Below are 14,522 nucleotides of genomic sequence, written 5' to 3' on the forward strand. Positions count from 1 at the left end.
TGATCGAAGGGTCATCGCCATTCGCCTGAGGGGCCCCGGTCCAGCCGGCGGCGCTCCGCCTCGCGTTCCTGGCCGTCATCGAGGCTCGCCCGGACGGCCGAGGAGCCGTTCGTCGCACCCGCGCCACCCGCGCCACCCGCGCCGCCTGCGCCCCCGCCCTGCAGCCACCCCAGCAGGCGCTCGACCTCCGCGTCGGACATCCGCGCGACCTCGCCCGCGAGGTCCTCGGGCACAGCGCCGTCGAACCGCTCGACGGCCGCAGCCGGGGGGCTCGGGGCGCGCCGCCCGGGGGCTACGCCGGCGCGCTCCGGGGGGTCGGCGCGCTCCGGGCGCTCCGGGTTGGCGCGCGGCCGCACGGGCTCCGCGCCGCCCCCGCCGACCCCGGGCGGCTCCGACGCGCGCAGGGCCGCTTCATGGTGGTCGACGAAGAACACCGCCAGATCCTCCACCGTCAGCTTCTCGAAGAGGAGCGTGGAGGGCAGCGCGCCGACCCGCTGCTCGAACCGCTTGGTCACGTTCAGCACCACCAGCGAGTCGACGCCGTACGCATCGAAGTTCCGATGATCCTGGATGGATTCCGGATCGATCTTCAGGACATCGGAGAAGATGCCTTTCACGTACGTGCGGGTGCTCTCCAGGAGCGCGGCGCGATCCTGCCGGGCCTTGGCAGGCGGCTGAGCCGCGACCGCTGCTCGCTGCCGCGCCGGCCGCCCTTCCGCCCCATGGCCGTTGCCCTGCTCGCGCGCATGCCCGTTCACTGGCTCGCTCGCGCGCACCTCGTGATCACGCGCCGCTCCGTTGATCTCGCGCACCTCGCGCGCCCTCTCCGGCCTCTCCGGGGGGACCGCGGCGTGGGCCGCTCGGGCCGTCGGAGCCGGCGAGCCCGCGTCGAGCTCGACGACGCCGTCGCTCTCGACGACGAGGACGGCCTGGTCCTGCGCCTCCAGCGCGACGCCCGGCAAACCGAGCGCGCGGAAACCGCGGAAGCCGAGGCGCCCGAGGACCTCCCGCCAGCCGGCGATGCTGAGCAGCGGCGACCCCTTCATGCGCAGGGGCTCGTCCTCGAAATGCCACCAGCCCGGGGTGAGGCCGAAGGTCAACGTCGGATACTCCTGGACCCGGGTGACCTCGTTCAGGATCAAGAGGCCTCCGGGCCGCAACAGGCGCTTGCTCCACCCGGCCGTTCTCTCGATCTGCCGCGTGGCGTGGAACACGTTGGTCCCGAAGACGACATCGACATCGTTGCTCCGGAAGCCCTGGGCCTCTGGATCCTTCTCGAGGTCGAGCACCTTGAACTCCGCCGCCGGATGGCGGTCGCCGAAGGTCCGCTCGCCCTGGCGGACGAAGGCCGCGGAGATGTCGGTGAAGACGAGCTGCACCCGGTCGCCGAACGACGCCAGCGCCTCGAGCACGAAGGCGGTGGTCCCGCCGGTCCCGGCGCCGACCTCGAGCACGCGGACGACCGCCGTGGGATCCTCCGCGAGGCGGAGCCGGCAATAGCGGGCGACAACGAGGGCGACCCATCGGTTGTAGTGATCGACGACCGGGCTGCCCTTGTAGATGTTCTCCACGAGCGACGTGGTCCCGCCCGGGAATAGGACATCCATGTGCCCTCGCCGCCCGGTCAGCACCTCTCCGTAGGCCGAGAGGCAGGCGGACAGGAAGCGCAGCATGTCCTCGAGCCCCGGGTGCTCTTGAAGAAGCCGTCGAGTCGCCTGCTCCTGGTCCCATGCGTGGAGGGCATCGGGGAGGTCGGCCGCCGCGGTCACCGTCTCGCCGTCCACCCGCGCCCAGCCGGCCCGCTCGACGATGCCCAGCAGGGCGTCGAACAGGCGATGGTAGTGCGGCGCGATCTGGAGCCCTTCCCGCAGCGCGGAGACCTGGCGCCGATCGCCCGCGCGGCGGAGCGCGCCCATCCCCTGAAGGGCCCGCAGCAGCGCCCGAGCCCCGAACGCCTGCAGCGCGCGGCTTGCCTCGCCGGAGAGCTCGAGGGCGCGCGCGTCGATGGACGGGGGCTCCAGGCGATCGAGCGCGGCCTCGATCAGCGAGGGCGCGGCCGGGGCAAAGGCCTGGTATCGCCGCTCCCACCTCACCCCCATCGCCTGCAGGAACCCGGGCTCGGCCTTGAAGGCCAGCACCTGCTCCAGCGGGCTCGCGGCCACCCTGACCACCGCCTCCAAACCCTCGTGGGTGTGGATGGGGTGGACGCCGAGGGCCGAGAGCCGCTGCCGGACCTCCTCGTTGGCCACCGCGCCCACGCTCCCCCAGAATCCCCAGTTGATGATCCTGACCGGAACGCCGGTTTGCTGGTGGAGGGCCAGGGCGAACGCGTCCTTGAAGACGCAGCCCGCTGCGTAGTTGCTCTGGCCGGCGTTGCACAGGAACGACTGCCCGGCAGAGAAGAACATCAGGAGATCGAGCGGCTCGTCCCGCAGCGCGCGACAGAGAACGACGCTGCCGCGCACCTTGGGCCGGAGGACCGAGCGGAGGGTCTCCGCGTCCATGGTCATCAGCGTGCGGTCCGCGAGCACCATGGCCGCGTGGATCGCGCCGTCGATGCGGCCGAACCGCTCCCGGGCGCGGGCGACGGCCGCGCGCATGGACTGCTCGTCGGCGATGTCGGCCTGGAGCTGGAGCACCTCGCCGCCGAGGGCCCTTATCTCCTCGATCTGCTGCGCCGCGACGGCGCTCGGCGGCTTGCGGCCGAGCAGCACGAGGCGCGCGGCGAAATGCTCGGCCAGGTAACGGGCCAGCTCGATCCCGATGCCGCCGGTGCCGCCCGCGATGAGGTAGACGCCCGACCGCTTGAACGGCGCGCGCGGCGCCGGCGGCAGCGCCACCGGCTCCAGGATGGGCACGCTGCGCACGCCGTCGCGGTAGGCGACCACGCCGCCCGGAGCGCCGGGGCCACGCGCGATCGCCCACCACAGCGCGCCGGCCCGGAGCGCCTCGCCGTCGCGCCGCAGCTCGGCGGCGTCCACGTCGACGACGTCGACGACGCCGATGCGCACGCCGGACAGCTCCTTGGCCGCCGAGCGGCAGAAGCCCACGAGATCGCCGCCGTGCGGCGCGACGCGCTCTCCTGCCCTGACCGGGTGGACGCGATCGACAACGACCTTGAAGAACATCCCCTCCGGCGCTGGCCGCAGGGCGAGGATCGCCTTGAGCAGGTGGAAGGCGGCGAAGACGCCGCTCTCCTGGCTCCGCTCCAGGGCCTCGAGATCGTCGAGCGCCGCGGGCCCGGCCTGCAGCCCACCCAGGAAGTAGATGCCCGCGATCGGCGCGTTCGCCCGCAGGCACGCCGCGAACGCCTCAGGGTCGCGCCGGTCCACCTCGAGGCGATCGACGCCGGACAGCCTCGTCTCCCGGCTCAGCGTGACCAGGACGACGCGGCGATCGGGATGGACAGCGGCGATCGGCTGCGCCGCGTCGCCCCACGAGGGCGGCGCGAACACAAGGACGGCGCCCGGACCGGCGGCGTCGCGCGCCTCCTCGGCCGGCTCCGAGACCCAGCGTGGCCGGAAGAAGAGCCGCCCCAGCGGGTCCCTGGGAGCGCGCACGACGAGGCCCTGGAGCTCAACGCAGACGGCCCCGGAGGCGTCGAGCAAGGACACCTTGTAACGGTCCTTCTCCGCCTGCCTGACGTGGGCATAGAGCCGCGCGCCCAGGGGACGGAGCACATCCACCCGCTCGACCGTGTACGGCAGCGCGATCGCCTGGCCCTCCCCGCCGTGAGACGCCGACAGGGCCATCGCGGTCTGCAGGGCGCCATCCATCAGCGCGGGATGGAGGCCGTAGCGGTCCAGCTCGCCGCGGAACGCGCCGTCGAGCTCCAGCAGCGCCAGGGCTTCCTCCCGGCTGGCCCAGACGCGCTTGATCACGCGGAAATACGGTCCGTAACGCAGGATCGACCCTTCGAGCCCGCGGTAGAACTGCTCTCCGTCGGCGAGCTCCGCGCAGCGCGCCTGGATGTCCTGGAGGGCGAGGCGCTCGCCCGAGGCCTCCGGCGCAGGCGCGGCCGGGTGCAGCTCGCCTTCGGCGAAGACGGTCGGCTCGTCGCCGCCCGACGCGATCTGGAACCGGTGGTGCTCGCGCTCGGGGTAGACGCGGATCCGGACGTCGACGGGCCCGGTGACCTCGAGCCGGTTGAGCCAGAACACCCGGCGCAGGCTGGCGCGCCCGCCGGGGAGCAGCCGGCTGGCCGCCGCGCTCGCCATCTCCAGGAACCCGACGCCCGGAAGGACCGCGGCGTCGTGGACGCGGTGATCCCTGACCACACGATCTCCCGGGTAGAACGTCTTCCGGAAGGTCAGCCCTGCGCCGAGGCTCTCCGCGAGGTCGACGCCGTCGACGAGGGGGTGCAGGCGCGCCGGCGCCTCGCGTTCGACCGGCTCGGGAGACAGCCAGTAGCGCGCCCGGGCAAAGGGATACACGGGCATGACGAGCCGGCGCCATGTGTCCTCCGGGAACAGCGCTCGCCAGTCGGGGTCGTGACCGCGGGTGTAGAGATCGGCCAGCGCGAGGAGCTTGCTCCGGTACGCGCCGCCCGCGCCACCGGCGTCGCCCGAGGGAGCGCGGCGCAGCTCGCCCAGGAGGACGCTGGCGAGCTCCCGCAAGGCGGGCTCCGGTCTGGCCGGCTTCGCGCCGAGCTCTCCGAACACGACGCCGCCGTCGGTCTCGCCCCGGATCACCGCGCGCAGGCGCTCGGTCAGCTCTTCGCGGCTCGCGGCCGCGAACGCGGCGCGGACGTCGAAGTGGGCTCGCCCGACGAGCAGGGTATAGGCGATGTCGCCGAGCACCTCGGCGGCGCCGGCGCCCTCCAGCCAGCGCAGGAGCTCGCGGACGCGCTGCTCGAGCGCGGCGCGGGTGCGCCCGGAGAGGGCGATCAGGAACGCGGGCGCGGCGGTGGACGGGGCCGCGCGCGGGCGGGCGGGCGGCTCCTCGAGCACCACGTGCGCGTTCGTCCCGCTCATCCCGAAGGAGCTGATCGCCGCCCGGCGGGGCCCCGAGGGGCGCCACGGCCTGAGCTCGGTGTTCACGAAGAAGGGGCTGTTCGCGAAGTCGATGTGCTCGTTGGCCCCGCGGAAGTGGAGGCTCGGGGGGATCTGCCCGCGCTCCATCGCGAGCACGGCCTTGATGAAGCCCGCCACGCCCGACGCGAGCGCCGTGTGGCCGATGTTGGTCTTCACCGAGCCGATCGCGCAGTAGCCCGTCTTTGACGTGAGCGTCCGGAACGCGTCGGTCAGCGCGTTCACCTCGATGGGGTCGCCGAGCCTGGTGCCGGTGCCGTGGGCCTCGACGAGGGTGATGGACTCCGGATGCACGTCGAAGTCGCGGTAGATCCGGGCCTCCAGCTCGGCCTGCGAGAGCGCGCTCGGCGCGGTGATGCCGTTGGTGCGACCGTCCTGGTTGACCCCGGAGCCGGCGATCACCGCGCGGATGGGATCCCCGTCGCGGAGCGCGTCGTCGAGCCGCTTGAGGAGCACAACGCCGACGCCCTCGCCGGGGACGAAGCCGTCGGCGCCGTCATCGAAGGTCCTGCACCGGCCGCTCGGCGAGAGCATGCCTGCCTTGCCCGCGACCTCATGGAAGTGATGGGAGGTCATCAGGCAGACGCCGCCTGCGAGCATGAGGTCGACCTCGCCGCTCCAGAGGGCCTGGCAGGCCATGTGGATGGCGATGAGCGACGAGGAGCAGGCGCCGTTGAGGGTGATGGCCGGCCCCTTGAGGTTGAGGAAATAGGCGATCCGGGCAGCGATGACCGAGGTGTCGTTGGCCCAGAGGGTCTGCGGCTCGTCGAGATCCTTCGGGGACATGAAGGCCTGGTAGTTGCCGTCGAGCGCGCCCGCATAGACGCCGCAGCGCGCGCGATCGAGCGCCTCGGGCGTGTAGCCGGCGCCCTCCAGGGCCTTCCATGCCTCCTCCAGGAACAGCCGCTGCTGCGGGTCGGACAGCTCCGCTTCGCGGCCCGAGATCTTGAAGAAGAGGGGATCGAACTTGTCGATGTCGTCGAGGAAGCCGCCCCAGCGGAACTGCGCGGCCGATCCGCCGATGCGATCGGGATCCCACCGATCCTTCGGCACCTCGGTGATGCAATCCCGACCCGCCGCCAGGTTGTCCCAGAACGCGTCCAGATCGGGCGAGCCGGGGAATCGACCCGACAGGCCGATCACGGCGATATGGCGCGATCTCGCGGCCGCCGGGGCCTGGTCTCGCGGTGGGCCCGCGCTGGAGAGCGCGGGCGGCGGCGCGGCCTCACGCGGCGGCGCGGCTTCACGCGGCGGCGCGGCCTCACGCGGCGGCGCGGCCTCACGCGGCGGCGCGGCTTCACGCAGGGCGTCGCCGTGGGTCTCGACGAGGAACCGAGCCAGCGCGCGCACGCTCGTCCAGTCGAAGATCACGGTGGTGCGGAGCTTGATGCCGAACGCGTCGTTGAGGAGCCGGACGAGATCGACGCCGAGGATCGAATCCACGCCGTACTCGGCAAAGGGAGCCGAGGGATCGATCGACGCGACCGGCAGGTCCAGCGTGGCGGCGACGCACGCCATGACACGCGCCTCCACCTCGTGGCCATCGACCGGGCGCCGGGGCACCGGCGCGTCCTTCCGCGCTGGCACATCGCCCGGATCGGCCGCGGCCACGCTCTCCCGATGCGCGCTCGCGGCCTCCCCGGCGCTCGCGGGGCGCACCCTCGCGACGATCCCGTCGCTCTCGGCCACGATCACCTGCTGCGGGACCACGTCGCCCCCGGGCCCCACGTAGCCGAGGGGCAGCACCGGCGAGAAGCCCGCCTGCTCGAGCAGCCGCTTCCAGGCGCTCCCATCGAGCAGCGGCGCGTGCGGAAGGCGCTCGGCTTCGTCCTCGAACGCCCACCACCCCTCGAGCAGGCCGAAGGTCATGGTGAGGAAGCCCTGGACCCCGGTGCCCTCGTTGGCGACGAGCCACCCGCGCGCCTTGAGCAGGGTCTTTGCGCGCCCCAGCGTCGCGGCGATGTCGCGGGTCGCGTGGAGCACGTTGGCGGCGAGGACCAGATCGAACTGCCCCGCAGGAAAACCCTGCTCCTCCACGTCCTTCTCGATGTCGAGGACGCGGAACTCCACGAAAGGATAACGCTCTCCATACGCCCGCTTCCCGTGGAGGCAGAACGCCTTGGAGACGTCGGTGTACACGTAGCCCACGCGCGAGCCGAAAGGCTGCAGCTCGGCCAGGACGCCGGCGCTCGTGCCCCCGGTGCCGGCCCCGATCTCGAGGAGGCTCACGCGCTCCCCCGGCGCCTCGCGAAGGCGCTCCCTCACGAACGCCGCCGCGCTCTTCGCCACCATCCGGTTGAAGAGGTCGGCCGCGCCGTTGCCCCGGTAGATGCCCTCGACCAGCGCCATCGACCCGTCGGGGAAGAGCACGTCGGTCGCCGCGACGCTGCCGGTCAGAATCGCGGGGTAATGGCGCAGGCATTCCCACAGGAGCTGGACGTGGGCGCGCGCCTCGGGGTGGGCCTCCATCAGGCGATCTCGCTCGCCCTCCAGCGCAGCCAGGCTGCCGGCGGTGCGAGCCAGCGGAGCCGCCGGCCCGGCGTCGCTCCGCGCCTGTTCGGCCTCGTCGAGGAGGGCGAGCAGGGCCGAGAACAGCCGGTGGTGCGGCGGCGCGATGCCGAGCCGGTCCCGCGCCTCGACGGTGCTCGCGCGCACGCCGGGCTCCCGGGAGAGGCCCATGTCCCGGAGCACGGCGGCCAGCGCGCGCTTGCCGAAGGCGTCGAGCGCGGAGAACGCCGGGCCGAGATCCGGGAGCTCGGCGCGCCGGCCCTCGTCCTCCAGCGCCGGGGCGAGGCGCGCGAGCAGCGGGGGCGAGCTCTCTGGCAGCAGCTCGAGGGAGCGATCGCCGGCGACGCCGAGCGCGCGGAGGACGTGCTCGTCCGCCGGCACGACAGCGAGCTGGGCGGCGCGCTCCGCGAGGAGCCGCTCCAGCGCGGCCAGGCCCTGGCCAGGCGCGATGGCGCCGTACCCCAGGGCGGCGAGGCGCTGGCGGCCGAGCGCGTCGCCGTCGTCCCAGTAGCCCCAGTTGATCACCTTGACGGGGTACCCGGCGGACCGGGCCAGGCTCGCCCCGAGCGCGTCCTGGAACACGCTACCGGCCGCGTAGGCGGCCTGTCCCTTGTCCCGGGAGGAGGACTGGATCGAGGAGAAGAAGACCAGGAAGCCCGGCGCGTGCTCGGCGAGCGCCGCCGCGAGCGCGCGGCTCCCCCAGAGCTTGGCCCCGAGCAGCTCGAGGAACCGCTCCGGCGACATGGCCGCGAGCGGCTCGCTCGCGAACAGGAAGGCGGCGTGGAACACCCCGTCGATCCGGCCCCAGCGGGCGCGGACCTCGCCCAGCGCCGCCGCGAGCTGCCGCTCGGAGCGGGCGTCCGCCTGGAGGTAGAGGACCTCTCCGCCGGCGGCCGACACGCGATCCATCCGGCCGCGCAGGGCGGCGTCGAGCGGGCGTCGGCCGATCCAGACGAGGCGCGCGCCGGCCGAGGCAGCGAGGAACAGGCTGAGATCCATGCCGATCCTGCCCGCGCCGCCGACGATGCAGTAGACGCCGCTGCGCCGGAACGGCGAGCTCGCCGCGGGGGGCAAGGCGATCGGGCGGAGCACGCGGCGGTAGCACCGCCCGCCGCGGAAGGCGCAATCGTGCGCGTCGGTCGCCGCGCCACCCAGGGCCTGCTGGACCGCGAGGGCGTCGGCCTCGGGCGTCTCGCCGTCCACGTCCACGCCCTGGACGAGCAGCCGGGGGAGCTCCTTGGCCACCACGCCGGCCAGGCCGTGGAGCGCGGCGCTCGGCGGATGAGCGAGCTCGCCGGGCAGCACGGCGTGCGCCCGCTCCGTCACCAGCGCGAGCCGCGGCGCCGGGCCGCTCTGCTCGCCCAGCGCCTTGATCGTGCGGAAGAACGCCAAGAGCCCCCGCGCGACGCTGCGATCGAGCGCCTCTTCGTCGAGGTCGTCGCCCGCCCGCCCCGGCCTGCCGGCCAGGAAGTAGGCGCGCTCCGCCGGCAGCAGGTCCTGGAGGGCGCGCTCGAGGGCGCCGGCGTCGCCGACGGAGACCGAGCGCCCCGCGGCGGGCACACCTCGCCCGTCGCCGTCGCCGGTCAACCACAGCGCGCGGATCTCGTCGCGCGGATGGGCGCGCCGGATCGCCTCGGCCAGCCGCTCGCCCCCTTCCGACACGACGATCAGCACGCGCTCGGCGCCCGGGCGCGGCGCGCCGGACACCGCGGTCCGGACGGGCTCCCAGCGCGCCTGGAAGAGGGTGTTCGGCGCGGCGGCCCCCTCCGCGGCGAACGCCGGCGCGGCGCCCTCCACCGCGGCGAGCTGCGGCGCCGGCATCTGCGGTGCGGGTCGAGCCTGCTGCACGGCCGCGACCTCTCGGCTCGGCGCCCAGTACCGCCTGGGGGCAAAGGGATAGACGGGCAGCGGGACGCGCCTCGGCCGGACGGGCTCGCGCTCGTAGAGCAGGCGCCAGTCGACGTCGATGCCGGCGGTCCAGAGCCAGGCCAGCTTGTCGTACTCGCGATCCTCGACGATGCACTGGAGGAACGTCCGGCCGGAGCGCCCTTCGATCAGGGGCGCGGCGAGGGCGTGTGGCCTCTTCGCGGCGCCCCGGTGGAGCCCTTCGCGCGCCTTGCCCTCGCGGGTGTCCTTCAGCGCCTCCAGGAGCTCGTCGAGCGACCGCACCACAAGGGCGAGGCGGGCCGGCATCGCCGCACGGCCCACCTGCAGCGTGTAGGTGAGGTCCGCGAGGCTGAGCTGCGGCGGCCCCTCCGCCTCGCCCGCGCCGCCTTGCGGCAGCGCGCCTCGCGACGCGGAGAACCTCTCTGGATGGGTGGCCGCGAGGTGGCTGGACAGCGCCTTGACGTCCGTGAGCCCGACCACGAGGTCGGGCTGGATCTCGATCCGGTGCCGCTCGCGCAGGCGCTCGGCGAGGCGGACGGCGTGGACGGGCTCGAATCCATAGGAGCTCAAGGCCACGTCGGGCTCGATCTCCTCGGCCCGCACCGACAGGAGCTCGGCCACCACGTCCCGCAGGGCCGCCTGCACCGCGGCGAGGACGCCGTCACCATTTGCGGCACCGTTTGCCGCGCCGTTTACGGCGCCGTCCGGCAGGGCGCCGCTCCCGCGCCGCTCAAGGAAGTCGATGAATCGGCGCACGTAGTCGTCGAGGCGCTCCTCGTCTCTGGCCGAGAGCGCGAAGACGCGCGGGCGGCCGTCGTCGGGGGTGACCCGGTTGTCGTGCTCCTCGAGGATGACGTGTGCGTTCGAGCCGCCGGCACCGAAGGAGCTGACGCCCGCGCGCCGCGGCACGGTCCGCCTCGCGCCGCCCTCCTCGAGCATCGGCCGTTGCCAGGGCGCGAGCTGCGCCTGGACGCGGAAGGGGGAGCTCTCGAAATCGATGTTCGGGTTCGGGGGGTCGGCGTGGAGCGACGGCGCGAGCTGCCGGTAATGCATCTGCAGCAGCACCTTGGTCACCCCCGCGATGGCCGCCGCGGCCTCGAGGTGACCCAGGTTGGACTTGGCGGAGCCGATCGCGCAGTACTGGCGATCTGCGGTTCCCTTCCGGTAGGCCCTGGACAGGCCGGCGATCTCGATGGGGTCCCCGAGGGCCGTCCCGGTGCCGTGGGCCTCGATGTAGCTGATGGTCCGGGCGGCGACGCCAGCCTTGCGGAGCGCCTCCTCGATGCAATCGCCCTGCGCCTTCGGGCTCGGGACCGTGAAGCCGCTCGCGCGGCCGCCGTGGTTGACGGCCGTCCCCTTGATGACCGCGTAGATCCAGTCCTCGTCGGCCACGGCCCTGGCGAGCGGCTTGAGCACGACGGCGCCGACGCCCTCGCCGGGCACGTAGCCAGTCCCTCCTTCTCCGAAGGTGCGGCAGCGCCCCTCGTCCGAGAGCAGGTTCCCCTGGCTGAGGAAGGTGTATTTGTTCGGGTGCAGCGACAGGTTGACCCCGCCGGCGATCGCCGCGGTGCAGTCGCCGGCACGGATCGCCTGGCAGGCCAGGTGGATCGCCGTGAGCGATGAGGAGCACATCGTGTCCAGCGACACGCTGGGCCCGGCGAAGTTGAAGAAGTACGAGACCCGGTTGGCCACAGACGCGTAGAGCGAGCCCAGGGTGGGACCGGGCTGCCCGGGCCCCACGCCGGCGGAGAAGAGCTGGTATTGCCCCCACATCACGCCGGCGAAGACAGCGACCCTCTCGGCGGCGAGGCGATCTCCGCCGTACCCGGCGTCCTCGATCGCGTGGTAGGCCGCCTGCAGGAACAGCCGCTCCTGAGGATCGAGGATCTCGGCCTCTCGCGGGGAGATGTTGAAGAAGAGCGGATCGAACTGGTCGAAGCGCTCGAGGAACGAGCCCCACTTGCAGGGAGACGTCCCCTGCCGCCGCTCCTCGGGGTCGAAGTGAGATCGGTAGTCCCAGCGCTCGCCGGGTATCTCGATCACGAGATCGTGCGCCTCCGCGAGGTGGCGCCAGAACGCGTGCAGATCGTCGCTCTGGGGGTAGAAGCCCGCGAGCCCGACGATGGCGATGTCGCCGGTGGACCCGGGCGGCACCTCGACGCCGGGCGCGGCCGGCGGAAGGCCCGGCGCGCCGGCCGGCTGAGCGCCCGGTGCCCGGCCAGAGGCGGCGCTCGCCGCCGCCGCGGGCGGCTCGTCCTCGGCGGGGTCCAGCGACAGGATCCGCTGGAGGCGCTCGGCCTCTCCTGCCACGACGACGAGCCGGGTGAGGCCGGCGCCCAGCGCGACCTGGAAGGCGCGCAGGCCGGAGGGGGTGTCCAGGGGAACGATGCCCGTCTGCTCGGCGAGCGCGGCCTCCGCGTCCGCGTCCACCTGCATGCCGCCGTCGCGCCAGAGCGGCCAGTTGATCGAGAGGCTCCTGCCCGAGCGCTGGCCTCTCTGCCGCAGCAGCTCGCGGTGGGCGGCGTGGTGGTCGAGGAAGGCGTTGGCGTACGCGTAATCGCTCTGGCCGGCGTTGCCCCACACCGCCGAGGTCGACGAGAACGAGACGAAGAAATCGAGCGGCTCGTCCCGGGTGGCCCAGTCCAGCGCGAGCGTGCCGAGCACCTTGGGGCCAAGGACCGCCTGCACCGCCTCCTTCGTCTTCGACGGGATCAGCGCGTCCCGGATCAGCCCCGCGGCGTGGATGACCCCATCGAGGCGCCCGAACCGGGCCTTGATCGCGGCGACCAGATCGACCACCTCGCGGCGTCGGGAGAGGTCGGCCTGCAGGTAGACGGCCTCCGCGCCCTGCGCTGCCAGCGCGCGCAGCGCGGCTGCCTGGGCCTCGCCGAGCGGCGAGCGGCCGACGAGCGCGAGCTTCACGCCCGGCTCACCGGCCAGGAGCCGGGCGAAGAGCAGGCCGAGCTTCCCCGTCCCGCCCGTGATCAGGTACACGCCGCCTGGCCTGGCGGGCCCGCCCGCCGCGGCAGGCGGGGTCCACGTCCGCCACCGCCGCGCCCAGTGGCGGCCGCCTTCGTAGCGCAGCTCGAGGGCGTCGTCGCCGCGCCCGAACGACGGCAGGATCGCGTCCAGCAGGCGCGCTGCCCCGCCGCCGCACGCAGGGTCGATGGCCAGGGTCCTGAACCTCAACCGAGGGTTCTCGCGGGAGAGCGTCCGGGCGAAGCCGCCCAGCGCGGCGAGGTGGGCGTGGTCTCCGTCGTCGCGCTCGACGTAGGCCAGGACCGCCTCGACCGGCTCCGCTGGCGAGCACGCGCAGAGCGCCTGGGCCAGCCAGAGGGCGGCGTGGATGCCGCGCTCCAGGCCGCGCGCGATCGCCTCGTCGTCGCCGGCGAACGGATCCTGCCCCCAGAGGAACAGGATCCGCGACGGCAGCCCCGAGCGCGCCTCGAGGCCGTGCACGAGGGCGTGGAAATCGTCGGGGGACCGCGGATCCACCTCGAACGTGTCGGGCGAGATCTCACGGAACCGCGCGCCGGGCCGGACGAGGACCACGGGCCCGGCGGGGTGCCCGTCGCGTTCCCGCCGCGCGATCAGGGCGTCCCGCGTCTCGGTGCCGGTGTCGAAGATCCAGAAGGCGCCGGCCCGGAGAACGGCGGCGGCGGGAGCTGGTCCCCACGCCGGCCGGGCGAAAACGACCTCGGCCGGCCGGGGCGGCGGCGGAGCGCGATCCGGCGGCGGCGGGACGCGATCCGGCGGCATCGCTGGCCGGGCGAACCGGCCGGCGTGGTGGCTCGCCAGGTACGCGGCGAGATCGGCGACGGTCGTGTGCTCGAACAGGAGCGTGGGATAGAGCTGCGTCTGCAGGCGCTTCTCCAGCATCCGCACCAGGCGCAGCAGGTCCGCGGAGTCGAGCCCCTGCTCGTAGAAGCCGACGTCGAGCGGGACCTGCTCCGCGTCCTCGCCATGGAGCCCGCCCAGCATGGCGCGCAGCTCCGCGACGATGGCCCCGCGCACGCCCGGCGCCGCGTCCGAGCCGCCCTGCGCAGGCGTCTGCGCCGCGGGCGAGCGCGTGGCCTCGTGGCCCACCGGCGCGGCGGGCTTGCCTCCCGCGGAGGCCTCGCCTCCTCCCGCGAGCGGCGCCGCGTCGAAGCCCGCCGCCGCGCCGGCCGCTGCGGCGGATGGCGGCGAGGCGCCCGGCCCGTCCTTCGCGGGCTCCGCCTCGGCGGACGGCGCGAGCTGCTGGATGAGCTGCTTGAACCGGACACGCTTGGCAGAGAACCGGCCGTACGCGGCGACCTGCCTGCCGCTCGGGTCGTAGAGCTCGATGTCTCCGTAACTCACGTGCTGCGAGGAGCTCCTGAGCTCCTGCTTCTTCATGTGGACGAAGCACGAGCCCCCCAGCCGATCCACCGCGCGGAAGACGTCGACATGGAAGGGAATGAACGGGACCTCGGTCGTCTGGCCCGGCGGCACGATGAAATACGGCGGGAACACCAGTGCGGAGTCGAGGAACGCCGGGTGGAGGTGGTACTCGTCGAGGTATTCCTTGCCGAGGGAGCCGAGCTCGAAGAAGGCCAGGAGGTAATCCTCTCCCTCGTCGACGTGGCCGCGGACCTTCATGAAGTCGTCGTGGACGATCTCCATGCGCCGCGTGGCGCTGTAGATCTCCTCGAGATCGACCCGGCGCCTCGCCCCTCGCTGCAGCGCCGCGATGTCAATTGTCTTTCCGAAGGGGGATGTGTCCTCCACGAGGTGGCATGACAGGTTGTCCGTCCACGCTCCGGACGTGTCCTCTGCGCCGGCGTCCCGGCTCTGCACGACGACGAGCCAGCCGCCATCCGCTCGGTCCACGGTGACGAGGACCCGCTTCGGCGCGTCCGCGCCTGGCGCGACCGGGGTACGGAAGAGCAGATCCCGGAAAGCCATCCGGTAAATGGGGAATCCGCGCTCCCGCAGGACCTTTGACAGGACCTCTATCCATGCGGCGCCGGGCAGGAGCCGCGTCCCGTGGACGCGGTGATCCCGGAGCATCAGGTTGTCGTGATGAACGGTGAGGTGGCACCGAAAGGGATTCATCGACTCGGATCTCCTCAGCAA

Annotated in this window: 1 protein-coding gene; it reads right to left on the reverse strand. The window is 73.3% G+C overall.

Features of this window, described 5'->3' with window-relative positions; all coding sequences use genetic code 11:
* Nucleotides 1–11 precede the first annotated feature (11 nt).
* On the reverse strand, nt 12–14,501 hold the full coding sequence (locus WMF34_RS21370) for an SDR family NAD(P)-dependent oxidoreductase (protein ID WP_437994380.1): 14,490 nt from the start codon (nt 14,499–14,501) through the stop codon (nt 12–14).
* Nucleotides 14,502–14,522: the final 21 nt, after the last annotated feature.

Source organism: Sorangium sp. So ce145, assembly GCF_051525985.1.
Lineage (GTDB): Bacteria > Myxococcota_A > Polyangia > Polyangiales > Polyangiaceae > Sorangium > Sorangium cellulosum_B.

Coding starts and splice junctions, on each gene's coding strand:
- WMF34_RS21370 (WP_437994380.1), bottom strand. CDS start 14,501: ATGAATCCCTTTCGGTGCCACCTCACCGTTCATCACGACAACCTGATG.